The organism is Mesorhizobium sp. P170090, from assembly GCF_057786115.1.
Window position 1 is genome coordinate 3,189,854 of the sequence record NZ_JBYNWH010000001.1, and the last position, 25,649, is coordinate 3,215,502.

The window sequence follows — 25,649 nt, forward strand, 5'->3', positions numbered from 1 at the left end:
CCCCCTCTGTCCTGCCGGACGTTCGTCGCTCGGAAAGCCAAGCAATTGGCTTTCCGTCCGCTTCGCGGACCACTCCTCAACCCCCACGAGGGGGGCGATCGGATATCGCCGCCGATTTCGCCAATTGCCAACGTTGCAGAGGCGCAGCCGCCGAAACTGCCAATCTCCCCCTCGTGGGGGAGATGCCCGGCAGGGCAGAGGGGGGCGCGAAGGAACGCCAACCTTCCGGCTCAACAACCCAATCCCACAAGGATCCTCCGATGAGCAAAAAAACCGCGCAGAAACGGCAGCCACCAAAACTCCCCACAGGCGAAGCCGAGCAGGTGCGCATCCGCCGCGAGATCGGCCATGATTTCGCGCTGAAGGACGATCGCTTCGGCCGCAAGCGGTTGAGCGTCGGCACCGAAGAGGCGCGGCGCGTCTACGAGGTCTCCAATGACGGCTACACCGCGACCGGCGGCATCGTGCGGGTGCGCAATGTCGATCCGCTGGTCGGCATCACCTCACTGACGCGCCAGCAACGCGAGGCCGGCCAACGGTTTCGCGACGATTTTGAGCGCGCCTCGCGTGACGGGCTGCGGCCGATGCCGTGGGAAGAGCGCATTGACGGCGGCCGCATCAATGGCGGCATCCCCGACCGCGTGCTCAACGCCGGCCGCGCCCACACCCATGCCATCGCCGCCATGGCCCACTGGGAAGTGGCGGAGGTGGTTCGCAAAATCTGCCTCGAAGGCCAGTCGGTGAAGGCGCTCGCCGAACGCACCGGCGAGGGACGAGATGTGGTGGTGAAGATGTTGAAGGTCGGGCTCGACCTTTTGGCCGTGGGTTACGGGATGATGCTGATGCGGAAGCCGCGATAAGGCCGGCAGCCGCGCAGGAAGCGGCCGGCCGGCAGATGCCGGCCGAACCGGTTTCACCCTATCGGATCACCGTTCGCAAACGCGAATTTCCTCGACGATCCTGTGATGATGGCGCCAATGCTTGACCAACTCTATACGGCAATGGCGATGGTGCCTGTGATACCTGTGGTACCTGAAGCCGTTGTCGTAGGCGTCATACTGGTAGTAGGGGCGAGGAGCGTAGCGATCGTAATAGTCGCCATAGCTGTCATTGTAGTCATCGTCATAGTAGCCGTTGCCGATGCCGATCACGACGCGCCCGCCGGCATTCGCCGGGGCGATGATCGCCGCAGCCGCAGTGATAGCGATAGCCGAAGCAAGCAGGAGCTTTCTCATAGCTGCCTCCTATTCAAGGTTGCGCTAATATAACTCGCTGGGCACGACCTCGTTCCATAATTTTGCAAGATGCGAACGACCCCTGCGCCGTGCATTGCGAGGAAAGTCAGCGTCACCTCCTGTCAGCATCGCCCCCCGATTTTTGAACCCTTCGCCGCCCCAGCCATTAATCCGGCATGAATCAGCAAGGGAAGGACGAGACCATGCATGTCATTCTTGGAGGTACCGGCCATGTCGGCTCGGCGGCGGCAATGGCGCTGTTGCGGCAGGGCGAGGATGTCACGGTGGTGACGCGCGACGAGTCGAAGGCCGCATGGTTGGTTGAACAGGGCGCGGAGGCCGCGGTTGCCGATGTGCTCGATGTCGAGGCGCTGCGTGAAGTCTTGCGGCGCGGCAAGCGGGCGTTTCTGCTCAACCCGCCGGCCGATCCATCGACCGACACCGACGCCGAGGAGCGCAAGACGGTTGGCGCCATTGCGGCGGCGCTGGAGGGCTCCGGCCTCGAAAAGCTGGTGGCGGAATCGACCTACGGCGCGCAGGCCGGCGAGGGTGTCGGCGATCTCACCGTCCTTTACGGCCTCGAGCAGAAGCTGAAGGCCCAGGCCATTCCGGCAAGCATCAACCGCGCCGCCTATTACATGAGCAACTGGGATCAGGCCTTGGAGACGGCGCGGCGCGACGGCGTCATCACCTCCTTCTTCCCGGCGGATTTCGAGCTGCCGATGGTGGCGCCGCAGGATCTCGGCGAGGCCGCGGCGAGACGTCTGCTGGAGCCGACGGACAAGACCGGCACGCACTATATCGAGGGCCCTCGGCGCTACTCAGCCGCCGATGTCGCCGCAGCCTTCAGTGCGGCGTTGCGCAAAAACGTGCGCGTGGTCACGGTGCCGCGCGAGCGCTGGACAGAAACCTACGAAAAACTCGGCTTCTCCAAAGCGGCGGCCGAGTCCTACACCCGCATGACCGGGGCCACGCTGGACAAGCCGGCGGAGCCGGAAAACCCGGAGCGCGGCACGACCAGCCTGGAAAGCTATATTGCTGCGCTCGTCGAGGGGCGGCCGGAAGACCTGTTGAAGGGTGCCGCGTAAAGTGAAGGGTTGCTGTTGAGAAACAGGCGCTTCGACGACCTACGTGGCCCGCTATTCCTATTGCCTGACCGTTCGGCAGTTGCCCGCCGGCGGCGTGGTCTTGCAGATATCGATGGAGGTGCGCGTGTCGCCGTGACCGGTTTCGGTTATCAGATTCAGGTCCAAAAGTTCGTATGTCACGAGGTATCGTATGCTGTCGTCGGGTATTTTTTGCATGGCCGATACGATCCACGAACCTGCTTTCATCTCGGTGAAATAGCTGTCGACCTTGCGTTCATACCATTTGGGTATCGGAACGAGGACGATGGTCTTCTTGCCGTGGATTTTCTTGGCGGTCGGCAGCATGATCCGGTGAATGCCGACAAAGGCGCGGCTGTCTGCCAGGCGCCGTACGCCGCCCGCAAGAACCATCGTACAAGCTGACGAACAGACTGCGCCGACGGGGTTGGCGACGCCGAAGCGGAGGTCGCCCGGCCCGCAGGCTTTTGTGTCTGGCGCGCATTCGGAGAACTCCGTCTTGCCAACCATCGTGTCGAGCCCGCTGGCGCGGATCATATGGCCAAGCGCCATCGCCGCATCGGTCTCGCCGCCCGGGGAATTCAACGCCAAAGGCAATTTGCGGGGGCCGAGTTTTTTCAGCAAAGCCTTCAGCAAAGCTGGCGTGCCGGCCACGATGTGACCTTCCGCCGAAATCCATTCCGGGCATGTCGGCTCGCATCCTGGCGTGCTGTTGCGTACAACGACGAAGTGCATCGGCGGTGTATATGCCAGTATGGCAGGCTCAGGCGTCGTTTGGGCGATCGCGCCGCCAATCGCCAGCAGCACGAAAACCAACGTCCATGCGAATGTCTTCATGCCGAGCCTCGCCTGGCAGAGCATCACTTGAGAAATGGGTCTTTGCAAGTATTATCAAAACAAGCCGAGCACGTGTTTCTATGGGCCGCGCACTATCTCTGCATGATGGACAGGCCGCTACTGGCGGCCCCTGTCTGAACCGTCGTCGCTTTCCGCCGCCCCCTCCCACCCGAACACACTGCGCCCTCCCAGCAGATGCGACTGATCGAACTCGCCGGCGACGATTTCCTTCAGGCTCGGCCCGGTGACGTAGCGCTCCAGCCGACGCGCTTCGCCATCCAGCCGCTGCAGCGCGCCGAGCTCTTCCTCGCGGCCGAGCTTGGCCTTGCCGACGGCCGATTTCAGCACCGCGATCGTCTCGTCATAGACTTTCAGCGGCACCGGGAAGGGGTGGCGGTCCTTGCCGCCATGGGCGAGCGAGAAGCGCGCCGGATCGGAGAAGCGGCAGGGCGCGCCATGCACCACTTCCGCCACCATGGCCAGCGCCCGCACCGTGCGCGCGCCGACGCCGGGCACCAGCAGCAGCTCGGGAAAGTCGGCCGGCCCGCTTTCGATGGCGGCGGAAATGTTGCCGTGCAGCCGGTGCATGACGATGTCGCTCTCGCGCACGTCGTGATGCGCCGGCATCACCAGATTGGGCAGCATCGGCTGCGCCGCCGGTTTCGCAGGCGCTGCTTTCGGCGGCGGCTCCAGCACGGCAAGCTCGTCGAGGATCCGTTCCGGGCTCATGGTCTTCAACAGGTCGATCTGGCCGCTACGTGACGGCGCGGCGCGATGGTCGGTCAGGTTGACGATCTCGCCCTGCCGCTCGCCCTCGATCGCCGCATGCGGCTGGTCGACGAAGCTTGTCAGCCCTTCCGACAGCCAGTGATAGCGCCGCGCCTGGCGGCTGTCGCCGTTCATGCCTTGCTGCACCACCACCCAGCGGCTGTCGTCGGTGACGATGAAGCCGTGCAGATAGAGGTCGAAACCGTCCTGCACGGCCGCACTGTCCACCTTGGCGACCAAGCGGCTGGCGGTGGCAAGCGCCGCACCATCGATGCCGACGCGCTCGCCGATCGCCATCAGCTCCTGCGGCGTCTTGCGCGAATGCGCGCCGCGCCCGCCGCAGACATGGATGCCGAGCTCCCGCGACATCGGGTTCAGCCCGCGCTTCAGCGCGCCGACGACCGAGGTGGTGATGCCTGAGGAGTGCCAGTCCATGCCCATGACGGCGCCGAAGGACTGGAACCAGAACGGATGCGCCAGCCGCCGCAACAGCTCGTCGCGGCCATAGTGATGGATGATCGCCTCGCACAACACCGCACCCAGCCGCGTCATACGATCGCCCAGCCATTTCGGAACCCGCCCGCCATGCAGCGGCAAGTCCGCACTGCCGCTTCGCTGCGTCAAGTGAATGCTCCGTGGATGCCGCGCACCGGCGGTGCGCCTGTGATGTAGATGGCATTTGGGGGGCGATTTGCAAGCGGGGTGGGGGCGGCGACTATCGTCGCCCTACGCTCTTCTTGGTGTCTCGCCGAAAGATGCAGTTACGCCGCCTGTCGCACCTGGCAATAAGGTCGGCTCCCTGCTTGAAGGCGAGACAGGTCTCGAATAGAGCTTATCCAACCGACGGCAACTATTAAAACCAAAACGATGTCGCAATTCTGGTGGGTAAATCACAGTCAGACCGCCCGCCAAGAGATCGACGGGCAATATCTCTGGTCGCCCAAAACTCAGAAGAATGGGGCACGCAGCGAGTTCTACAAAAATATGCGTCGGGCGACACCTGGTGACCTCGTGTTGTCTTTTTTCGGTCAAGCCGTGCGCTATATTGGTCGGGTAGCGGAGTTTGCATTCACAGCACCGAAACCACCGGAGTTCAAGAACACTGGAGCCAATTGGAACGAGGAAGGTTGGCTTCTCCCGGTGTATTGGGCGCCGCTCCTGCCGACGGTGCGCCCGTCGGACATAATTGGCGAATTGGGTCCGCTTCTGCCTCCCCGATACTCGCCCATCGACCCAAACTCCGGATCAGGCCGTCAAAACGCCTATCTCGCGAGCGTATCGCAAGAGGTGTTTCACACAATTGTCGCGGGTACAGCTTTCGACCGCGAAGCTCTGAGGCGTGGTGGCGCAAACAGTCTCACTTTCGAAGTCGTCAATGAAATTTTAGAGGACGTGGTTGAGCGCCGTATCCGAGACGACCTCCAACTCGAGGACACTGTAAAGACGAGCGTCATTCAAGCTCGTCGCGGCCAAGGTAAATTTCGTTCCAATGTCGAAGCCATGGAGCGCTCGTGCCGACTCACAGGGGTCACCAATCCCTCGTTGCTGATTGCAAGCCACATCAAGCCTTGGCGCCTATGCGCTTCCGCGCAGGAGCGCTTGGACGGCATGAACAGGCTGCTCCTCACGCCTGATGCCGACCACCTCTTTGACCGTGGCTTCATCAGTTTTGAAGATAGCGGGCAGGTCCTCATATCCCAGCGCGTCGACAAGACTGATTTGCGGCGGCTCGGTTTCGAGCAATTGGTGATGCAGAGTTTCGGCTTTGCCGAAGCCCCCGCCGTCTGGCGCACTAGCACCTTCACCCCGCCGCAGCAGGCTTACCTCGCTCACCATCGAGAGGATGTGTTTGTGGCATAGCTCCCATCAACTGAGCGGTCAGCCGTCAGGTCCCCCTACCTCGCCGCCCCCTAAAACACCGCCTTCTCCAAGACCGGCTCCAGTGATTCAGCAAATGGCGTCGCCAGGTGGTGCCGGTCGCGGAAGGCGAGTTGGCCGTTGATGAACACGTGGCAGGTTTGGGCGTCGCAGAACTGGCTGGTCAGGTCGACATAGGTGGCGCCGGGCACGCTGCGCACGACGTCGCGCTCGGCCGCGGCGATGTCGTCGTTCGCCGCCGCGTCCCTCGGCGTGTCGCAGACTTCAGGCACCTGCCCGCGCCACAGCGCCCGCGCCACGCATTTGTCGGCATAGCTTCCATTGTAGGGAACGTCCCGGATTACCGCGACCTTGATCCCGGCCCGGCTGAATGCCGCCAGCGTCCAGCGCAGGCCGGCCTTCCACTCCTCGTTCCAATCGGCGTGCTTCAGTTCCTCGGGCGATTCCTTCATCACATTGCCGATCGAGAATTCCGAGATCACCACCATGTGCGGGTGCAACGCGATAATGTCCTTGACCGATTGCTCCCGCCACTGGTCGCATTCGGTGTAGTCGCGCTTCAGCCGCCAGTTCCAGGTCGTCACCCGCGAGGCACGGCAGGACGATTTGAGATAGGTGACGAGGCGATAATTGTTCTTGGCCGCCGCCTCGATCAGCGGCGTCGACCAGTGGTCGGCATGCGAATCGCCGAACAGCGCAATCGAGCGCCCGGCGTCCTTGTTGCCGAACACGCAGGCCTTCGGCGTCACCGTCTCAAAGGAGAGAATACAGCCGGCCGCGCGCGCCGTGGACGGCTGCGCGGCGCTGGCGGCAATGCTGCGCTGCTCAGGGTCCAGATCGTGGACGGCAAGCCTGGCATTGGCGTAGGCGGCTGCGACGCCGGTGCCGGTCAGGAGGACGGCCGGCACCAGCGCCCGCGCCGCACTGGCCATCAGCCAGCCATTGCGGCGGATCGGGTTTTCGATGACATGATAGGTGAACCCCGACAGCGCCAGCGTCAGCGCCAAGCAGCCGAGCCGCTGCAGCGGCGAAAGTTCCGGCGTCAGCATCGTGGCATACACGATCACCGGCCAGTGCCAGAGATAGAGCGAGTAGGAGAGTTTGCCGGCCCATTGCAGCGGCGCCAGCGCCAGTGCCTCGATCGGGCTTTTCTTAGCGCTCTCCTGCTGCGCGTGCGCCGCTCCTGCCAGCAGCAACAGCACGGTGCCGGCCACCGGCACCAGGGCGAGGAAACCCGGGAAGGGCGTTTCGTCGCTGAAGGAAAGATAGGCGCCGGCAATCAGCGCTAGGCCGAGCCACGCCAGCGGCGTGGCGAGCCGCGGGCGGTTTTGCCAGACTTGCTGCGGCACCATGCTGGCCAGTCCGCCGGCGGCGAACTCCCAGGCGCGTAGCGGCGAGAAATAGAAAGCCCAGGGCTGCGAGACCGTGGTGAGCCACGCGCAGACGGCGAACGAGACGAGGCCGGCAATGCCGATCACCAGGATCGCGCCGCGCTTGCCGGGGCGCAGCCATGCCGCCAGCACAAGCAGCGCCGGCCAGGCGACATAGAACTGCTCCTCCACCGACAGCGACCAGAAATGGACAAACGGGTTGCTGGCCGCATCGGCGGCGAAATAATCGAACGACCAGCGGATCAGCCACAGATTGATCATGTAGGCCGAGGCGAACATGGCGCCTTTGGAATAGAGCGATTGTTCCTCCGGCGACAGGATGAAGGCGCCGGCCACCAGTGTGGCGAGGATGACGAACAGCGACGCCGGCAACAGCCGCCGAGCGCGCCTGGCATAGAACCGCCACAGGTTGAGCCGCCCGGTCTCGGTGATTTCGGCAAGCAGGTGTTTTGTGATCAGATAGCCCGAGATGACGAAGAAGATGTCGACGCCGGTGAAGCCGCCGGGCAGGCCGGTGAAGCCGAAATGAAAGGCGATCACGCCTGCCACCGCCAAGGCACGCAGTCCTTCGATATCGGGCCGGAACGATGCTGACACGATTTGCCACCTCGTGCTGGTGCATGACCCCGCCTCGGCGAGTAACGATCGCGCCGGGATCATACGTGCGGCAGCTTTGCGCCCAACGGGACACGGCGCTGCAACCGTTGACAGTCGGACGAAGACTCCGCCCTATGGATCGATATCGCAATGCAACAAATCTAACGCAGTGCAACATTGGAGGAGGCGACGCCGCTGATCTCCCCCCTTGAGGGGAGATGGCCGGCAGGCCAGAGGGGGTCGGTTCGACCGGACTGGCCCAATCCTGCAAGTGAAGGCAGGCGCTCCACGCGCGGCGACCCCCTCTGTCGCCTTCGGCGACATCTCCCCCTCGATGGGGGAGATTAGCTCCCCGCCTCCTTCGCCAAATCTCCGACATCCGGGGTCGGCCCTTGCGTTGCCCCCGTCACACGCATCGGCTATCCAACCGGCAGCCATGCAATTCAAACGGAGCCTCCCATGACCAACACCACCATTTTCAAATTCGGCGCTGTCGAGCATGCCGAGGGCGGCGACTTGCCGGGCTGGATCGTTGTGGCGGGCCGACCGACCATGCAGACCGCCGTGCAGCACACCACCGCCGATGGCAAGGTGCTGTCGGGCACCTGGCGGGCCTCGCCCGGCACTTATCACGCCACCTACACCGACTATGAGTTCGTGCACATGATCGCCGGCCGCATCATCATCACGCCCGATGGCGGCACGCCGGTCGAGGTCGGTCCGGGCGATGCGTTCGTGGTCGAAGCCGATTTCAAGGGCACCTGGCAGATCATCGAGCCGGTAACCAAGCACTTCGTCGTCAAGCTTGCTTGATCGCGTCGTCAGGGGTGTCTGATCCGTGCCGATACACGTCGGCCGGCGCGGTTCATCGCCAGCGTCCCCCTCGCCCAGCAGGGGGAGGGGGACGTAGCGAAGCGAATATCGGTTAAGAGGGCGTCACCTCGTTCGCTTCGAACCGATGCGGATCGAAAAGCTGAGACGATGGCGTTCTGCGGAGCCTGGTCGAGAGAACGCAGGCCAGGTCTGCTGCCGGGTCGCCGGCGCGTCAGCCAAGAGCGAGCGGCGCACTTCGAGAGTGCATGCCGCCCGTCCGGCGCCGGGCCGTCAATGCTGTTGTTACGAAACCCCCCAGCCCCGTCTCAACCGCCACGGCCATGGCGTGACCCATAGCTTGCTATACGCATGCAGCACCGCGGTCTGTCAACGCCGCCCGCAATGGCCGCGGGAGGTCCTTTTGCGCCTCCCGGCCAGCTTTCCAGCCGGCCTCGCGCAAGCCTCTCGCCGCTGCAAAATGCGCTTGAAATGGCGGTTTTCCGGGTGTTCCGGCCGCTCCGGAGCGGACCTTTGGCGCGACAGAGGTCGCGATCTAGGCGATTGGATGAATTTGTCTTTCGCGGCTGAAACGTTTCAGGAGCCGGATTGTAGACCTGACTTTTTTTGGGTGTATTTCCCTCACGTCAGTTTTGCACCCCAGCCGGCCCGATCGACCTGCCGGAGGGCAAGCCTCAGGGGCCGGCGTCGGCGCTCTGAGTCTCTCGGACCGACGGGCGCCGGACGATGCCGCTGACGACATAGGCCGCCGCGCCCAGCGCCGTGATCCAGAAGCTCGTCGGCCAGTCGGTCAGGAAGGCGAGCGTCAGGCTGATCCAGGCGATGATCACGGCAAGCGCGATGGACGTCAGCACGCCGGCCCCGACGCCGCTGGTAAGCCTGAGCGCGGTGGCTGCAGGCGCCACCATCAGCGCGAAGACGAGCAGCACGCCGACGATCTGCACCGCCTCGGACGTGGCGACGGCGACCAGCACCATGAACAGGGTCGAGACAAGAGTGAGCGGCACGCCGCGCGCTTCGGCGAGTTCCGGCTGCAGGCTGGCGAACAGCAGCGGCCGCGCGATCAGCAAAAGCGCGACAAGGATCGCCACCGCCAGCACCGCAAGCACGATAACGGTGCGCAGGCTGATGCCCAGCACATTGCCGAACAGCACGTTGGTCGCCTGCGAGGCGAAGGCGGTGTAGAAATGCAGAAACAGCAAGCCCAGGCCGAGCGACAGCGTCAAGACGATGCCGATGGCGACGTCGCGATGCGCGCGCTCGCCGAGCAGGCCGATGCCGATGCCGGCGACGACGGTAAACACGGTGAGGCCGAGAAACGGCGACAGCCCGATCAGGCCGGCCCCCGTGGCCCCGGGAAAGCCGACATGGGAGAGCGCATGGCCGGCGAAGGTCTGGCCCCGGAGCACGAGGAAATAGCCGACCGCGCCCGAAACGATGCCGACGATGGTGCAGGCATAGAAGGCGTTGCGCATGAATTCATAGTCAAAGATCGTGGACATGCGCCCCGCTCTCGAGTTCTACATCGTCGGCCATGACGAAGATGCGGCCGGCAACCCGCACCACATTGATATGCGTGCCGTAGAGTTTCGACAGCACCGGACCACTGATGACCTCGTCGACGGAGCCGATCGCCGCCTTGCGGTTGCCGAGATAGAGCACGCGGTCGACGGCGCGCAGCAGCGGGTTGATCTCGTGCGAGCAGAACAGCACGGCAATGCCGAGCCGTTCGCCGATCTGATGCACCAGGTCGATGATCGCGCGCTGATGGCCCGCATCAAGACTGATCAGCGGCTCGTCGAGCAGCAGCAGTTGCGGATTGCCGATCAAGGATTGCGCGATCAGGATGCGCTGGCGCTCGCCACCGGAAAGCTCGCCCAGCGGCCGCCGCGCAAGGTCGCCGGCGCCCACCTCTTCAAGAGCCTTCCACGCCGCCTCCTTCTCGGCAGCCGATGCGACGGGCCAGCCCCAGCGATGCCCGCCGGCGGCACTCAGCACGAAGTCGAGGCCGCTGACGCCGACATCGCCAAGCGCGCGCCGCGCCTGCGGCATATAGCCGATGTCGGCGTTGCCGCGCGTCGGCGATTTGCCAAGCACCGAAATGGCGCCGCCGGCCGGTTTGATCAGGCCGAGAATGGCGCGCAGCATCGTCGTCTTGCCGGCGCCATTGGCGCCGAGCAGGCCGACAAAGGCGCCTTGCGGAATCGAAAAGGAGACGTCGGATAAAACCCGGCGTCCCCCATAGGTCAGCGTGACCTTGTCGAATTCGATTGCGTTCATTTAGTCACATTCATTCGCAGTCACGTTCATTGCGTGCGGGCGGCGAGCGCCTTCTGGACCGCGTCGATCTGGCCGCCGAACCAGGTCTGGATCGTCTGGCCCGCCGGTTCCGTCTCGGTGACGCCGATGACCGTGACCTTGTTCTGCCTGGCGATGTCGAGCAGCCTTGTCGTTGCCTCGTCGGTCACCTGCGAATTGTAGAACAGGATCTTGGCCGAGCCGTCCTTCAGGCTGTTTTCGAACGCCGCCACCTGCGTGGCGCTCGGCTCCGCATCGTTCATCAAGGCCACCTGGAAATCGTAGTTCAGCATCTTGAGACCGAGCGCTTCCGCCATGTAGCCGAAGACCGGCTCGGTAGCCGTCACCTCGGTGCCGGCATAGGTGTTCTTGACGTCGGCGATTTCCTTGTCAATGGCCTCGAGCGAGGTCTGGAATGCCTTCAGGTTCGCCTCATAATGCACGGCATTGGCCGGATCGCGCTTGGCAAGATCGGCGCTCAGCGCCTTGGCGATGGCGGGCAGCGTCGCCGGGTCGTACCACAGATGCGGATTGTCGCCCGACTTCTTGCCGATCAGGTCGGCGGCGACGATGGTCGTGCGATCCTTGGCTGTCGAGGCCGACAGCAGCTTGTCCATCCACGGATCGTAATCGGCGCCGTTATAGATGACGATCTTGGCATCGGCGATGGTGCGCGCCGTCGACGGGCTGGTCTCGAACAGATGCGGATCGTCGTCGGGATTGGCCAGGATGCTGGTAACGGTGACGTTGCTGCCGCCGATCTGGCGGGCAAGGTCGCCATAGAAATTCTCGGCCGCCACGATGGTCAGCTTGTCTTCGGCGCCGACAGCCGTGCCGGTCAAAAGCGGCACCGCGACGAGCAGCGCGGCGAGAAAGGGAATGCGACGCATCCGTGGTCTCCTTGCAGTCTGAAATGTATGTCGCCGGAGAGGCGGGCTGTGTAACTGTATAACAGTAACAATATAACGTTTGCGTCGAAAATACGGCTGATGTCAATGGGCTTTTCGAGCCGCGCAGTTTTTCACGCGCACAAAAGCGTGAGCGGCCTGCGCCGATCAGGCGGAGCCACTCATGCCTGTCGGCTATATGCGAAAGGGCAGGCGATCGCCGGCACCGCGAGGCCGCCGCGAGCACACCGGTCGTGGCGGTATCCTGATGAATTCGCGGCGGGTAAGTTCCTTGCTTGTTGCCGTCAGTTTTGCGGACGCCTTCCCTCCCACGCGTCCTGCAACAGGGCGCGGATTGCGGCGCGGTCGAAAGGCCGCGGATTCCAGTATGGGTTCCTGGTCGCAATCTCGGCGGCGCGGTCGAGATCGGCCTGCTTGAGGCCGAGTTCTTTCAATGTAAGGGGCGCGCCGACCGCCTTGGCGAAATCCTGGAGACCGCTACCGGCGCTGCTGCCAAACAAGTCGGCGACCGGCTTCAACAAGTCGGGCACCGCGGCGGCGTTGAAGCCGATCGTGTGCGGCAACATCACCGCATGCGTCTCGGCATGCGGCATGTCGAAAGAGCCGCCGAGCGTGTGACAGATCTTGTGATGCAGCGCCATGCCGACGGCGCCGAGCACCGTACCGCACAGCCAGGCGCCGTAAAGCGCATCGCCGCGTGCATCGATGTTTCCAGGCTCCTTGGTCAACACCGGCAGCGCCGTCTTCATGGCGCGCAATCCTTCTTTCGCCATCAGGGTGGAAATCGGATTGCGATCCTGCGCGTAAAGCGCTTCGGCCGCGTGCGCCATGGCGTTGAGTCCTGACGCGACGCTCATCGCTGTCGGCAGGCCGACGGTCAGCTCTGGATCGTAGATCACCACTTCCGGCAGGATCCTTGCGTCACGCATTGTGGTTTTTTCGCCGTTCTCGGTCTGACCGAGGATCGGCGTCACCTCCGAGCCGGCATAGGTGGTCGGGATGACGATCTGCGGCAGGTCGGTGCGCCAGGCGATCGCCTTGCCGAGACCGGTGGTCGAGCCGCCGCCAAGCGCGACAACGCAGTCAGCCTTGACCTCGGTCGCCTTGGCCATTGCCGTTTGGGTTACCTCGACCGGCGTGTGCATGGCGGCGCCCGAAAAGATGCCGGCCGCCAGCGCGCCGAGGGATTTGGCAAGCGCCTGGCCGTCGGCAGCCCGATGCGGCGTCGACAGCACCAGCGCGCGCTTGCAGCCGAGCTTTTCGATCCAGGTGCCCACCTCGGACGACGCGCCATTGCCGAATACAATATGCGCAGGGCTGCCGGAGTAGGTGAACGTCCTTGTCATGCCGATCCGCTCCCTTTGCATACTATCACTGTGACGGAGCCGAAATCGAACGACCAGCTCTCGTCGCCGGCGACACGTTTGCGTCGTTACCGTCTCGCAAGCGGGGCCTGATCTCTCCCGCGTACTCGCAAACGTATCGCCTTGACCACAAAAACGTCAAAAAAGTATCAGTGAGGTGGACACACCGTGGTGGCGGCTGCATGAATTGCAGCCTAAGCTTCGATCACTGCAGAGAGCGGCAAACGCGGCCTGCGGGAGATGGCACTGCAACTGGTCGCATGACCGGACCGGCGCCGGGGGAACTGACATGAATCCGGACTTGGAAGTCGTCCAGATCAGACGCGGCGAGTCGTTCAAGGCCTGGGCCCACGGCTACCCCTTCCACACGGTGCGCTGGCACTTCCACCCCGAATACGAAATCCATCACGTCGTCGCCACCACGGGCCATTATTTCGTCGGTGACTTCATCGGCGAGTTCGAGCCCGGCAATCTCGTGCTCACCGGCCCGAACCTGCCGCACAACTGGGTCAGCGACGTGCCGGCAGGCGCCAGCGTGCCGCTGCGCGGCCGCGTCGTGCAGTTCTCGCAAGAGTTCATTGCCGACGCCACCGCCGCGTTGCCGGAACTTGCCGGTTGTGAAAACATTCTCGAGCTCAGCCGCCGCGGCGCGCTGTTCTCCATCGCTACCGCCAAGCTCACCGCACCTGTGCTGGCCGAACTGGTCGAAGCGCAAGGCGTGCGTCGCATCGCTTTGTTCATGGAGCTCATCGACATTCTGAGCCGCGCCGCCGATGTGAGGACGCTCACCAGCGCCAGCTATCTGCCAGATCCCTCAGGCTTCATGTCGGCCGGCGTCAACAAGGCGCTTGCCTATATCAACGCCAACCTGACCGAGCCGTTCAGCGAAAGCGATCTGGCGGCGATTGCCGGGCGCAGCCCGAGCGCGTTTTCGCGCAGCTTCCGCCGCCATACCGGCATGGCGCTGGTGCAGTATGTCAACCGGTTGCGCATCAACCTCGCCTGCCAACTGCTGATGAGCGAGGCCGACATGCCGATCACCGAGATCTGCTATGCCGCCGGCTACAACAACATCTCGAATTTCAACCGCCAGTTCCTGACCCAGAAAGGCATGTCGCCTTCGCGCTTCAGGGCCCTGCTGGCGGAAAACATCAGCGCGGAGATTGCCGCCTAACAGGGAGGACCGGGAGGAGCCTAGACATTTACTGAGGTAAGAACGCGGGGTGCGTTGGAGGCGCCCCGTGCTGGAGATCGCTTGTCCCAAAATCCAGGGATATCAAGGGGATGCGCAGCACGGATCAAGTGCTCCGTTGTTCCTCGCAACAGCCGACTGCAGTCAAGGCCCGGCGCCATGTGGTGTCCAGGGCTTCATGAAACCATTCCTTGAAACGGAGCTATCAAAATGACCAGATTTGCCTGGAAATCGACGGGAGCCATTGCGCTCACTCTGTCTCTTCTTGGCGGCACCGCTGCCTTTGCCGCCCCGGTTACCGACGCCACGGTCGCCTTCTTGATGCCCGACCAGGCCTCGACGCGCTACGAGCAGCACGACTATCCCGGCTTCGTCGCCGAGATGAAAAAACTCTGCCCCGGCTGCAAGGTGATCTACCAGAACGCCGATGCCGACGCCTCGCGCCAGCAGCAGCAGTTCAACTCGGTGATCTCGCAAGGCGCCAAGGCGATCGTGCTCGACCCTGTCGACTCGACCGCCGCCGCCTCGCTGGTCAAGCTGGCGCAGAGCCAGGGCGTCAAGGTCATCGCCTATGATCGCCCGATCCCGACTGCACCTGCCGACTTCTACGTCTCGTTCAACAATGAAGGCATCGGCAAGGCCATTGCCGACTCGCTCGTCGAACACCTCAAGGCGCTGAAGGTCGACCCCGCCAGCGGCGGCCTGCTGCAGATCAACGGATCGCCGACCGACGCGGCCGCCGGGCTGATCAAGAAGGGCATCCATTCCAGCCTCGACAACAGCGGATACAAGATCCTTGCCGAATACGACACGCCGGAATGGGCGCCGCCGAAGGCGCAGCAATGGGCAAGCGGCCAGATCACCCGCTTCTCCACGCAGATCGTCGGCGTCGTTGCGGCCAATGACGGCACCGGTGGTGGCGCCATCGCCGCCTTCAAGGCCGCCGGTGTCGATCCGGTGCCGCCGGTGACCGGCAACGACGCGACGATCGCCGCACTGCAGCTGATCATCGCCGGCGATCAGTACAACACCATCTCCAAGCCGAGCGAGATCGTTGCGGCGGCTGCCGCCAACGTCGCCGTCCAGCTTCTGTCGGGCGAGACGCCGAAGGCCGAAATGACCCTCTACGACACCCCATCGCAGCTGTTCACGCCGGCGGTGGTGACGCAGGAAAACCTCAAGGCCGAGATCATCGACAAGAAGATCAACACCGCCGAAGAGCTCTGCGTCGACCGCTATGCCGAAGGCTGCAAGAAGCTCGGCATCACAAAGTGACAATGCAGGTCGCCCAAAATCGCGCAGCGGTTTTGGGATAAGACATGCATAAAAGGATGACCTAGAATCCTGATCCTGCTTTCCGGCCGCCCTTGCGGCGGCCGGAAGTTCGCAGTCACTCTTGACCGCCCATCCGGAAAGGTTTGCCACCATGTCTGACATCTCTGACGGACCGGTTTCGGCAGGCGAGCTGGTGCTCAGCCTGCGCGGCATCTCGAAGAATTTCGGCGCCGTTTCGGCGCTCACCGATATCGATCTCGATGTCCATGCCGGCGAGGTGGTGGCGCTGGTCGGCGACAATGGCGCCGGCAAGTCGACGCTGGTCAAGATTCTGGCCGGCGTCCACCAGCCGAGCTCGGGCACCATCAATTTCCGCGGCAGGCAAGTGACGATGCCCGACCCGAGCGCCGCGCTGACGCTCGGCATCGCCACCGTCTTCCAGGATCTCGCACTGTGCGAAAACCTCGACGTCGTCGCCAACATCTTTCTCGGCAAGGAGATCAACCCGCTGCGGCTGGACGAGGTGGCGATGGAAATTCGCGCCTGGACGCTGCTCAACGAATTGTCGGCGCGTATTCCAAGCGTCCGCGAGGCGGTCGCCTCGCTGTCCGGCGGCCAGCGCCAGACCGTGGCGATCGCCCGCTCGCTGCTGCTCGACCCCAAGGTCATCCTGCTCGACGAGCCGACCGCCGCTCTTGGCGTCGCCCAGACGGCGGAAGTGCTGAACCTCATCGACCGGGTGCGCGAGCGTGGGCTCGGCGTGCTGATGATTAGTCACAATATGGAGGACGTGCGCGCCGTCGCCGACCGCATCGTCGTGCTCAGGCTCGGCCGCAACAACGGCGTCTTCGAACCCGACGCCTCGAACCAGGAACTGGTCAGCGCCATCACCGGCGCCGCCAACAATGCAGTGTCGCGCCGCGCCGAACGGCGCAAGGCCGCCGAACAAGCGAACAATCAGGAGCAGCGGCCATGAGCGCGGAGCCCAAGCAGGACACCTCCTCATCGACGGCGCTCGACCGCAGCGACGTGCGCGTCAAGCACCAGGCCGGCGTTGGTGGCGCCATCAGCGCCTTCTTCGACCGCGTCCGCTCCGGCGACCTCGGCTCGCTGCCGGTCATCGTCGGCCTGGTCATCATCTGGAGCGTGTTCACCGCCCTCAATCCGGTGTTCGTCTCGTCGAGCAACCTCGTTAATCTCCTGTTCGACTGCTCGACCGTCGGCGTCATCGCGCTCGGCATCGTCTGTGTGCTGATGGTCGGCGAGATCGACCTGTCGGTCGGCTCGATCAGCGGCTTTGCTTCGGCCATGGTCGGCACACTGTGGGTCAACCAGGGCTGGCCGGTGGCGCTCGCCATCCTCGCCGCGATCGCCGTCGGCGGTTTCATCGGCGGGCTCTATGCCTTGCTGTTCAACCGGCTCGGCATGCCAAGCTTCGTCTCGACGCTCGCCGGCCTGCTCGCCGTGCTCGGCCTGCAACTGTATATTCTGGGCTCCACCGGCTCGATCAATCTGCCCTATGGGTCGAACCTGGTGAATTTCGGCCAGTTGCTGGTCATGCCGGACTGGCTGTCCTATGCACTGGCGGCATTGCCCGGCATCGTCATGCTGATCAGCGGCCTGCGCACCGTCAGCCGCCGCCGGGCCGTCAATTTGTCGGCGCCGTCTGTCGGCGGCCTCATCGTGCGCGTCGCCGCCCTGACCATCCTGCTCGAACTGATCGTCGGTTATCTCAACCAGGCGCGCGGCATACCGTGGATGTTCGGCCTGTTCGTCGGCCTGGTGGTGGCGATGAACTATGCGCTGACCCGCACCCAATGGGGCCGCTCGATGACCGCCGTCGGCGGCAACCGCGAAGCGGCGCGCCGGGCCGGCATCAAGGTGCGCTCGATCTACCTCAGCGCCTTCGTCATGTGCTCGATGTTTGCCGCCCTCGGCGGCGTCCTGTCGGCGGCGCGGCTGGCCTCCGCCAGCCAGCAGGCCGGCACCGGCGACGTCAACCTCAACGCCATTGCGGCGGCGGTCATAGGCGGCACCAGCCTGTTTGGCGGCCGTGGCAGCGCCTATTCCGCGCTGCTCGGGATCATCGTCATCCAGTCGATCGCCAGCGGGCTGACCTTGCTCGATCTGTCATCGTCGCTTCGCTACATGATCACCGGCGCCGTTCTGGCAATTGCGGTCATCGTCGACTCCCTGGCACGCCGCTCGCGGGTTTCCCACGGCCGCGCCTGAACGCAACCGCAATCGATACGAGGATAGAATGGCTCAGGATTTGAGTGGAAAGGTCGCGGCGATCACCGGCGCCGCGTCGGGCATAGGCCTGGAATGCGCGAGAGCGCTGATTGCCGCCGGCGTCCGCGTTGTGCTCGTCGATCGCGCCGAAGACGCGCTGAAAAGCGTCTGCACCGAACTCGGTCCCAACGCGATCCCGCTGGTGATCGATCTGATGAAGCCGGCCAGCGTCGCGACGATGATGCCGCAAATCCTGGACAAGGCCGGCCAGCTCGATATCTTCCACGCCAATGCCGGCGCCTATGTCGGAGGCCCGGTGCTCGAAGGCGACCCCGATGTGTGGGACCGCATGCTGAACCTCAACATCAACGCGGTGTTCCGCTCCATACACGCGGTGCTTCCGCATATGGTCGAACGAAAGACCGGCGACATCATCGTCACGTCTTCGATCGCCGGACTGGTGCCCGTGGTCTGGGAGCCGATCTACACAGCGTCGAAACACGCGGTGCAGGCCTTCGTCCATACGGTGCGCCGCCAGGTCGCCCCGCATGGCCTGCGCGTCGGCGCGGTGCAGCCGGGGCCGGTGGTGACAGCGCTGATCAGCGATTGGCCGAAGGACAAGCTTGAGGATGAACTGGCCAAGGGCGGCCTGATACAACCGGTCGAGGTCGCCGAAGCCGTGCTGTTCATGCTGACGCGGCCGAGAAATGTCACCATCCGGGATCTGGTGATCCTGCCGCAGAGCAATGATTTGTGAGGCAGTAGGCATTAGGCAGTAGGGAATGGGGGAGAGGCTCTTGGAACTGACCGTTCACTGCTGACCATCTCGCCTACTGCCTACTGCCTACTGCCTACTGCCTAACTTCTGAGGTTCCCATGTCCCACTTCCTCGGCATCGACGTCGGCACTGGCAGTGCCAGGGCGGGGGTGTTCGACAGCAAGGGCACCATGCTTGCCTCGGCGAAGCGCGACATCGCTCTGTTCATCGAGCCCGGCGAAATCGCCGAACAGTCGAGCGAGGACATCTGGCGCGCGGTTTGCGCCAGCGTGCGCGAGGCGGTGACGAAGTCGGGGCTCGCTGGGCGCGACATTGCCGGCATCGGCTTCGACGCCACCTGTTCGCTGGTCGTGGTCGGCAAGGACGGCGCGCCGTTGCCGGTCGGCAGTTCCGGCGACAGCCAGCGCAACATCATCGTCTGGATGGATCACCGCGCGCTCGATCAGGCGCAGCGCATCAATGCCGGCAAGCACGCCGTGCTCGACTATGTCGGCGGCACCATCTCGCCGGAAATGGAAACGCCGAAGCTGCTGTGGCTGCGCGAGAACCTGCCCGCCACCTTCGATGCGGCCGAGCATTTCTTCGACCTCACCGACTATCTGACCTGGCGCTCAACCGGCAGCCTGGCGCGCTCGATCTGCACGCTGACCTGCAAATGGACCTATCTCGGTCATGAGCGGCGCTGGGACGGTGCCTATTTCCGTGCCATCGGCCTCGGCGCGCTCGCCGATGAAGGCTTTGCCCGCATCGGCACCGAAATCGTCGAGGGTGGCACGGCACTTGCCCAAGGCCTCACTGAGGCCGCCGCGGCCGATCTCGGCCTGCTGCCGGGAACGCCGGTTGCTGCCGGCCTGATCGATGCCCATGCCGGGGGAGTCGGCACGGTTGGCGGGCAGGGCTCCGTCGGCACCTTGCAGTCGCGCATGGCCTATGTTTTCGGCACCTCGGCCTGCACCATGGCCAGCACCAGCGAGCCGGCCTTCGTGCCCGGCGTCTGGGGCCCGTATTTTTCCTCGATGGTGCCGGGGCTTTGGCTCAATGAAGGCGGGCAATCGGCGGCGGGTGCTGCAATCGACCACCTCGTCGCTTTCCATCCGGCCACGGCTGAGGCATCCGCAAAAGCCAAGGCGGAAGGTCTCGGCCTGACCGCTTGGCTTGGTCAGCAGGCGGCGAAGCAGTCCGCCGACCTGTCCGCCGTAGCGCACCTGGCCGATGGACTGCATGTTGTGCCGGAATTCCTCGGCAACCGCTCGCCCTTCGCCGATCCCGAGTCCAAGGCCCTGATCGCCGGGCTTGGCATGGACACGTCCCTCGACAGTCTGGTCGCGCTCTATGTCGGCGGCCTGCTGGGCATCGGCTACGGCGTTCGCCAGATCCTGGCGGCGATGGCCAAAAAAGGCATTGCCATCGACACTATCGTCGTCAGCGGCGGTGCGGCGCAAAGCGAGCTGGTACGTCAGCTTTTGGCCGACACGACGGGGCTGACCGTCGCCGGTTCGACCTCGCCCGAACCGGTGCTGCTCGGCTCGGCCATATTGGCGGCGGTGGCGGCGCAAAAATATCCCGATGTGATCGCGGCGATGACCGGCATGTCGCGCGTCGGCGACATCTATCGCCCGGCCGGTGGCGACCTCGTGCCCTGGCACGACAAGCGCTTCGCCGCCTTCGAATTGCTGCAGCAGGCAGGCCGCGCCATCCGCGATTGAACGGCTTGGCTCACGTCCAGAAATAGCGGACGATGTGGAAGAACACCGGTGCGGCGAAGACCAGGCTGTCGGCGCGGTCCATCATGCCGCCGTGACCCTCGATCAGGTGACCCCAGTCCTTGACGCCCTGGTCGCGCTTGATCGCCGACGCCACCAGCCCGCCGAGGAACCCCATCAGGCAGGCGATGAAGGCGACGCCTGCCGCCGCGAGCGGCGAGAACGGCGTCAGGAACGACAGCAGCGCGCCGAGCAGGCTCGATGACACCAGCCCGCCGATCAGCCCTTCCCAAGTCTTTGATGGCGAAACGGACGGCGACAAAAAATGCCGGCCGAACAGCTTGCCGAAAATGTATTGCAGCACGTCGCTGCCTTGCACGGTGATGATCAGGAAGGCGATGAGCAGGAGGTTGCGGCCCTCGAAACCGGGCACGTTGAGCGTCAGCAGCGCCGGCACATGGCTGACGCAGTAGACCGAGATCATGACCGCCCATTGCTGCGCCGACACCCGCTCGAGGAAGCGCTCGGTGTCGCCGTTGAGCGCGGTGATCGCCGGCATCAAGAGGAAGCAGTAGACGGGGATGAAAATGGTGAAGAGCCCGTACCAGGCGGTCCACACCAGCCAGTACTGGAAGGGAATGATGATGCCGAACATGCCGAGCAGCACCCAGTGGTCGCTGCGCCGGCTGTGCGTCAGCGTCACGAACTCGCGCAGCGCGGCAAACGAGATCAGCGCAAACAGGATGGTCATGCCGGTGCGGCCGAAGAAGAAGGCGACGGTGATCGCCAGCACCATCACCCACCAGGCGTTGATGCGCTGGTTCAAGTTGACGAGCGTCGAGGGCAACGGCTTCGGCGCCCGCCATGAGAGGATACCGGCAACGATGCTCGCCATGGTCAGCACGCAGATCAGGCCGGCCAGCAGGATGACGGTTTCATGCATTGGCGGCAGTGTCATACGAAGTCTCTTTGCCTGGTCATGCTAGTGGTCCCGATCGGGACGCGGGTTGAGCGACAGCAGCGTCTGGCGCGCGCGCTCGAGGAAGGTGCGGCGTTCTTCGCCGGGCGCGATCGCCACCGGCGGACCAAAGACGACGCGGCACAGAAGCGGCACCGGCAGGAACTGGCCCTTGGGCAGCACGCGCGACATGTTCTCGATCCAGCACGGGATGAGTTCGACATCGGGCCGCGCCATCGACAGATTGTAGAGGCCGGAGCGGAACGGCAGCAGATCCGCCTCCGTCGTGTTGCGAGTGCCTTCGGGAAACAGGATCAGCGAGTGGCCGTCGTCGAGCACCGACAGCATGATCGAGATCGGGTGTTGCGTTTCGTCGGTCCACTGCCGGTGGATGAGCACGGACGACAGCATGTCCTGCGCGATGAAGCGGCGGAGCCGCGACTTGCCCCAATATTCGGCCGCCGCGATCGCATGGGTCCGGGCGCGCACCTTCTCACTCAGACAGGCCGACAGCAGGATGAAATCACCATGGCTGGCATGGTTGGCGAAGTAGATGCGCTGCCGCTCCGACGGCTGGCTGCCGTTCCAGATTGGTCTGACGCCGGTTACCACCCAGGCCGCCGCCGACAGGCCGACCGACGTCACCGTCTGCAGCAAGGTGAAGGTGTTGGCGCGCAGGTGAAGTTTTGTCATGGCTCAAACAAATGCTGCGAAAAGGGATGCCGCAGCAAACATGGCGAGCGCCATGCGCTGCCTTGTCAGCAGGCGGCGCGTGCCTGCCATGCGATGGTCGAGCGAGCGGCCGCCGGCAGTGGTGGATTTCAGGCGCATGCGCGCCAGCACATCGTCGACCGCGGCACCCCCGGCGGCCTCGCTGGCGTGGCTTGCCATCAGCCGGAACAGCAGCGCATCGAACAAAAGCAAGGCCGAAAGAGCCAGCGTGGCCACGGCGCTCGCCGCCGCGACCAGCCAGGCCGCCGCGGACAGCGCTGTCGTCTGCGGTCCGGCCACCAGGCCGATGACCGGCGCTGCCATCACAGCCGCGACCACCAGCAGGATCGGCCACACCGCCTGCACCATCAGCCCGGCGGCGAATATTTCGGCCTTCTCGGGAAAATTGTCGCCACTCATGCCGGCCAACTCATGTCGGTTCTTCCAGCCCCGGTTCTTCCAGCCCCGGTTCATCCAGCCCGATCTGAAGGTGCACGGGCCTGCCCGACGCGGCGAGTTTCTTGCGCGCCTGTGCAGCTGTGTACGAGCGCCCCGTCACCACCAGCCAGTCGGCGACGACGGCTGCACTGCGCTGGAAGCCGAGCGCGCAGCAGACCAGGACGGTGCCGCGCCGGCGCGCCAGCTCGATCGCCGCCACCGCTCGCTCCAGCCTGTCGTGAGGCGGCGCCACGAGGTCGAGCATCGCGTAGCTGATCCAGCGGCAGGTCACGCCGCGCGGCCGTTCCATCTCGCCGGCAAGGTCGATCACTGTGCCGAAGCGGTTGGCCTCGTCGGCACTCGGAAACCGGCCGAGGAAAACACCGTCGGTGATCTCCGCTTGCGGCGCCAGTTGGCGGGTCCATACCCACACATTGATCCGGGCGCCAAGCCGGTAGGGCAGGAGCAGGATGCGGCTGGCCAGTGAGACACTGGCATCGGCCGCCTTCTGGAACACTTTGGCGCCGGCCCCGGCATAGGCGAAGGCGACGATGGCCAGCGCCAATGCCGGCCACAACAGGATGAGAAAATCGGCGGAGACAAACGCTCCGCCGGCAGCGCCGGCCAAGGCAAGGGCGGCGCCCAGCGCGTAGTAGCCCGCAAGCCGCCGCGCCTTGGGGTCGGCGGTCAGACGAAAACCCCAGAAAGGCAATTCGCCCTTGAACGGAAACAGCCATAGCGCAAACAGGCCGAGCAGCGCGCCGGTCGGAATGTCGATGAAATGATGCTGCCACGTCGTCAGCACCGAGGCGCCGATGAGAAAACACCAGACGTGCCAGACGGGGCGGAGAATGCCGCCGAGACGGTGACGTGCCAGAACGTGACGCCAATGGTCCCAGATGATCACCAGGAGTGCGATGTGCAGGGATGGCGCCTGGTTGAACGGCTTGTCGAAACCACCGAGCACTGCAAACAGGAAACCCGGCAGGCCGGTGGTTTCCGGCCGCACGAATGTCGCCGTCAGCGGGAACGCGATGAAGCAGGCGACGGCAATGATCTGCGCCGAGAGATAGCGGCCGGCGAGCCGGTCGACGCCGCGCCTGGTCGTGTTGAGCAGCAGCGATAGGCCGTAGAACAGATTGATCGACCAATAGGGCACGATCGTCCAGGCGACGAACGGGATGGCGTGTTCCCAGGCAAACACGATGCTGCCGACATGGTCGCGCCGCGACGCCAGCCAGTTGGCAAAGCCATAGGTCGAATAGAAGAATGGCGCCAGCAGCGCCAGCCAAAGGGCTGCCCTCAGCACGATGCCCAAATAGGGTTCCCGCGCCGGGGCAGGGTCAGCGACAGGCAGGGCCATGGTCTCAGACGCGCCGTGCGACCGAGACGGTGAAGATGCCCCATTGGTCGATGCGCTGGTCGATCTTTGCGAAACCGGCAGCCGTCACCAACTGGTCCATCTCGCCTTGCGTGCGCCGCCGCATCACCCAGGCCTGTCCGCCGCGATGCGAGGTCAGGCTGCGCGCGATCATCTCCAGCTGCGGATGCCATGGCTGGTTGGTGTAGACGAGCAGGCTGCCGGGTTGCATGGCGCTGGCCAGCCCGCCGAGCGAGCGGGAAATCATCGTGTTGTCGGCGAACAATTCGTAAAGCCCGGAGACGATGGCGAGGTCCGGCGCCGGCTTTTGCCCGGCCAGCATGTCGGCATCGAAGGCGTCGGCCTGATGGAAGGTGACGCTGGTCGGCAGCTGCCGCTCGGCGATCAGCTTCGAACCCAACCCGACATTGAGCTCGGAATAATCCTGCAGCCGCACGCTTGCCGGCGGTTCAGTGCATTTTGCGACGGCATCGAGCACATAACGGCCGTGACCGGCGGCGATGTCGAGCATGTGGACGGGACGGCCGGCTGCCTTCAGGCTGGCGGCGGCGTTGCCGATCAGCTCTTCCAGATGCAGCTTGCGCTGGCGGATGCCGCGCCAGCCGATGGCGTCGAGGAAGGTGCGGTCTATCATGCGGCCGATGAAGCCGATGCCGCGCGCGTCGTTCTCGTAGACATAGTCGAGCGTCGAGCCGGAATCGAAGCCGGTGGCGATGCCGGTCTTCATGCCCGAAGACAGCCAGGCGCCCATGCGGATCGAGGCGCGGCTTACCGCCCAGTAGATACCCTTTGGCGACAGCAGCGCCAGCGGCGAGGCCAGCCTCTCGGCCTCGTCGCGGGTGTAGCCGGCGCGGTCGGCCTGAAGCAAGTCGATGGTTTTCTCCGGCGTGGCAAATTGCTTTTCGAGGAACGGCCGGATCAAGTCCAGCGCCTGCTTGCGATCGCGCTCGCCCAGCGTGTCGTGGAAGAAGCCGGGCAGCACATGCCGCTCCTTGGCGCTGCTGCCGAGATTGACGAAGAATTCGTGCTGCGGTCCATGCCGCACCACCCAATCGCTGCCGGAGATCAAGAGCTGCGTCGGCACGGTGATGGCGCGCGCGTCCGAGACGATGCGGGCAGCGTGGTCGTAAAGCTCGACCAGGATGTTGGAGGCGATCGGTCGCGTGATCAGCGGATCGGCGTCGAAGGAAGCGATGCGCTCGGCGTCATGCGTCAGGAACTTCGCCTTGACGTAGGAATTGACGAAGAAGCGGCCCTTGAGCTTCTGCCACAGCGCAATGCCCTCTTTGGCGAAGGGCACGTAGAGCTTGACCGAAAAGGCCGGTGAAGCCACCACCAGCGCGCGGATGTCGGGCGCATAGTCATGCACCCAGGCAGCGGCCAGCACGGCGCCGAAGGACTGCGCGATCAGCGCGATGTCGCGCTGGCCAAAACCATCCCGGCCGATCTCACGCACCAGGCAGTCGATGTCACGAACCAGGGTGGCAAAGGATGGCGCATAGCCGCGCTCGCCGGCCGAGCGGCCATTGCCGCGCGCGTCCCAGGCGTAGAAGGCATGGTCGGGCATGGCGAGTTCGTCGACCAGATGCGCCATGCGGCCGCCATGCTCGTGGCCGCGATGGAACAGAAGGATCGCACCCTTTGGCGTCGACCCGGCGGCCGGCCAGTAGCGGTAGAAGATCTCGGTGCCGTCATGGCTCTTGAACGTGCGCTCCTGCGCGATGCGCTCGAGGCTTGCCGGTGCTCCGGCTGCAATGGTCTGGTGGAT

23 protein-coding genes are annotated in these 25,649 nt (G+C 64.3%); 10 read left to right on the forward strand and 13 right to left on the reverse strand.

The features are described from left to right. Positions 1 to 260: 260 nt before the first annotated feature. The gene (locus tag AC3EML_RS15225) at positions 261 to 860 is read left to right on the forward strand and encodes a DUF6456 domain-containing protein (protein ID WP_023831083.1); all 600 of its coding nucleotides are present in this window, start codon (positions 261 to 263) and stop codon (positions 858 to 860) included. A gap of 66 nt (positions 861 to 926) precedes the next feature. Here AC3EML_RS15225 and AC3EML_RS15230 read toward each other — a convergent pair whose 3' ends face one another. Further along, entirely contained in the window at positions 927 to 1,235 is a 309-nt protein-coding gene (locus AC3EML_RS15230; RefSeq protein ID WP_023831082.1) for a hypothetical protein, read from the reverse strand. Positions 1,236 to 1,438: 203 nt separating this feature from the next. On the opposite strand from AC3EML_RS15230, the gene AC3EML_RS15235 reads away from it, so the two are divergent. Beyond that, positions 1,439 to 2,323, forward strand: a complete 885-nt coding sequence (locus tag AC3EML_RS15235) for an NmrA family NAD(P)-binding protein (RefSeq protein WP_023730350.1) — start codon at positions 1,439 to 1,441, stop codon at positions 2,321 to 2,323. 57 nt (positions 2,324 to 2,380) lie between these two features. Here the strand turns inward: AC3EML_RS15235 and AC3EML_RS15240 are convergent, their stop codons facing one another. Both AC3EML_RS15240 and AC3EML_RS15245 read right to left on the reverse strand, forming a co-directional pair. Next, positions 2,381 to 3,148, reverse strand: a complete 768-nt coding sequence (locus AC3EML_RS15240; RefSeq protein ID WP_156933462.1) for a COG3904 family protein — start codon at positions 3,146 to 3,148, stop codon at positions 2,381 to 2,383. Positions 3,149 to 3,295: 147 nt separating this feature from the next. Beyond that, on the reverse strand, positions 3,296 to 4,570 hold the full coding sequence (locus tag AC3EML_RS15245) for a DUF763 domain-containing protein (protein WP_023824439.1): 1,275 nt from the start codon (positions 4,568 to 4,570) through the stop codon (positions 3,296 to 3,298). Positions 4,571 to 4,813: 243 nt separating this feature from the next. Between AC3EML_RS15245 and AC3EML_RS15250 the strand changes: the two genes are divergently transcribed. Next, the gene (locus AC3EML_RS15250) at positions 4,814 to 5,806 is read left to right on the forward strand and encodes an HNH endonuclease (protein WP_023831081.1); all 993 of its coding nucleotides are present in this window, start codon (positions 4,814 to 4,816) and stop codon (positions 5,804 to 5,806) included. Between the two features lie 50 nt (positions 5,807 to 5,856). Here AC3EML_RS15250 and AC3EML_RS15255 read toward each other — a convergent pair whose 3' ends face one another. After that, on the reverse strand, positions 5,857 to 7,812 hold the full coding sequence (locus AC3EML_RS15255) for an acyltransferase family protein (RefSeq protein ID WP_352521042.1): 1,956 nt from the start codon (positions 7,810 to 7,812) through the stop codon (positions 5,857 to 5,859). Between the two features lie 459 nt (positions 7,813 to 8,271). Here AC3EML_RS15255 and AC3EML_RS15260 point away from each other — a divergent pair, with 459 nt between their 5' ends. Continuing rightward, on the forward strand, positions 8,272 to 8,625 hold the full coding sequence (locus tag AC3EML_RS15260; RefSeq protein WP_023672492.1) for a cupin domain-containing protein: 354 nt from the start codon (positions 8,272 to 8,274) through the stop codon (positions 8,623 to 8,625). Positions 8,626 to 9,317: 692 nt separating this feature from the next. On the opposite strand, the gene AC3EML_RS15265 is transcribed toward AC3EML_RS15260, so the two are convergent. The 4 genes from AC3EML_RS15265 to AC3EML_RS15280 all read right to left on the reverse strand — a co-directional run bounded on the left by AC3EML_RS15265 (position 9,318) and on the right by AC3EML_RS15280 (position 13,195). Next, entirely contained in the window at positions 9,318 to 10,145 is an 828-nt protein-coding gene (locus AC3EML_RS15265; protein WP_023727023.1) for a metal ABC transporter permease, read from the reverse strand. Then, positions 10,129 to 10,923, reverse strand: a complete 795-nt coding sequence (locus AC3EML_RS15270) for a metal ABC transporter ATP-binding protein (RefSeq protein WP_023693839.1) — start codon at positions 10,921 to 10,923, stop codon at positions 10,129 to 10,131. Before AC3EML_RS15270 ends, AC3EML_RS15265 begins: the two co-directional genes overlap by 17 nt. Positions 10,924 to 10,949: 26 nt before the next feature. After that, entirely contained in the window at positions 10,950 to 11,831 is an 882-nt protein-coding gene (locus AC3EML_RS15275; RefSeq protein ID WP_352521040.1) for a metal ABC transporter solute-binding protein, Zn/Mn family, read from the reverse strand. Positions 11,832 to 12,133: 302 nt separating this feature from the next. Further along, the gene (locus tag AC3EML_RS15280) at positions 12,134 to 13,195 is read right to left on the reverse strand and encodes a maleylacetate reductase (protein WP_352521039.1); all 1,062 of its coding nucleotides are present in this window, start codon (positions 13,193 to 13,195) and stop codon (positions 12,134 to 12,136) included. A gap of 307 nt (positions 13,196 to 13,502) precedes the next feature. Between AC3EML_RS15280 and AC3EML_RS15285 the strand changes: the two genes are divergently transcribed. The 6 genes from AC3EML_RS15285 to AC3EML_RS15310 all read left to right on the forward strand — a co-directional run bounded on the left by AC3EML_RS15285 (position 13,503) and on the right by AC3EML_RS15310 (position 20,396). Further along, positions 13,503 to 14,387 carry an AraC family transcriptional regulator gene (locus AC3EML_RS15285; protein ID WP_023824443.1) on the forward strand — a complete coding sequence of 295 codons (885 nt, stop codon included), beginning with the start codon at positions 13,503 to 13,505 and terminating at the stop codon, positions 14,385 to 14,387. 228 nt (positions 14,388 to 14,615) lie between these two features. Then, positions 14,616 to 15,680 carry an ABC transporter substrate-binding protein gene (locus AC3EML_RS15290; RefSeq protein ID WP_023672498.1) on the forward strand — a complete coding sequence of 355 codons (1,065 nt, stop codon included), beginning with the start codon at positions 14,616 to 14,618 and terminating at the stop codon, positions 15,678 to 15,680. Positions 15,681 to 15,831: 151 nt separating this feature from the next. Next, a complete protein-coding gene (locus tag AC3EML_RS15295; protein WP_023715131.1) occupies positions 15,832 to 16,656 on the forward strand; it encodes an ATP-binding cassette domain-containing protein in 825 nt (274 codons plus the stop codon). Continuing rightward, positions 16,653 to 17,912 carry a sugar ABC transporter permease gene (locus tag AC3EML_RS15300; RefSeq protein WP_023685459.1) on the forward strand — a complete coding sequence of 420 codons (1,260 nt, stop codon included), beginning with the start codon at positions 16,653 to 16,655 and terminating at the stop codon, positions 17,910 to 17,912. Before AC3EML_RS15295 ends, AC3EML_RS15300 begins: the two co-directional genes overlap by 4 nt. A gap of 28 nt (positions 17,913 to 17,940) precedes the next feature. Beyond that, entirely contained in the window at positions 17,941 to 18,669 is a 729-nt protein-coding gene (locus tag AC3EML_RS15305; protein WP_352521038.1) for an SDR family oxidoreductase, read from the forward strand. A gap of 119 nt (positions 18,670 to 18,788) precedes the next feature. Continuing rightward, positions 18,789 to 20,396: an FGGY-family carbohydrate kinase gene (locus AC3EML_RS15310; protein WP_352521037.1), complete on the forward strand. Its 1,608-nt coding sequence runs from the start codon at positions 18,789 to 18,791 to the stop codon at positions 20,394 to 20,396. Between the two features lie 10 nt (positions 20,397 to 20,406). Here the strand turns inward: AC3EML_RS15310 and AC3EML_RS15315 are convergent, their stop codons facing one another. From AC3EML_RS15315 to AC3EML_RS15335, 5 genes are read right to left on the reverse strand one after another with little or no spacing between them, the layout of a single operon-like run. After that, positions 20,407 to 21,336: a phosphatidate cytidylyltransferase gene (locus AC3EML_RS15315; protein ID WP_031201228.1), complete on the reverse strand. Its 930-nt coding sequence runs from the start codon at positions 21,334 to 21,336 to the stop codon at positions 20,407 to 20,409. A gap of 39 nt (positions 21,337 to 21,375) precedes the next feature. Further along, positions 21,376 to 22,044, reverse strand: coding sequence for a lysophospholipid acyltransferase family protein (locus AC3EML_RS15320; protein WP_023672504.1), 669 nt, complete (start codon positions 22,042 to 22,044; stop codon positions 21,376 to 21,378). 3 nt (positions 22,045 to 22,047) lie between these two features. Then, positions 22,048 to 22,482, reverse strand: coding sequence for a hypothetical protein (locus tag AC3EML_RS15325; protein WP_023693832.1), 435 nt, complete (start codon positions 22,480 to 22,482; stop codon positions 22,048 to 22,050). 10 nt (positions 22,483 to 22,492) lie between these two features. After that, complete coding sequence (locus tag AC3EML_RS15330; protein ID WP_352497221.1) at positions 22,493 to 23,863, reverse strand: phosphatase PAP2/dual specificity phosphatase family protein; 1,371 nt, start codon at positions 23,861 to 23,863, stop codon at positions 22,493 to 22,495. Positions 23,864 to 23,867: 4 nt separating this feature from the next. Beyond that, complete coding sequence (locus AC3EML_RS15335; RefSeq protein ID WP_488505401.1) at positions 23,868 to 25,649, reverse strand: bifunctional alpha/beta hydrolase/class I SAM-dependent methyltransferase; 1,782 nt, start codon at positions 25,647 to 25,649, stop codon at positions 23,868 to 23,870.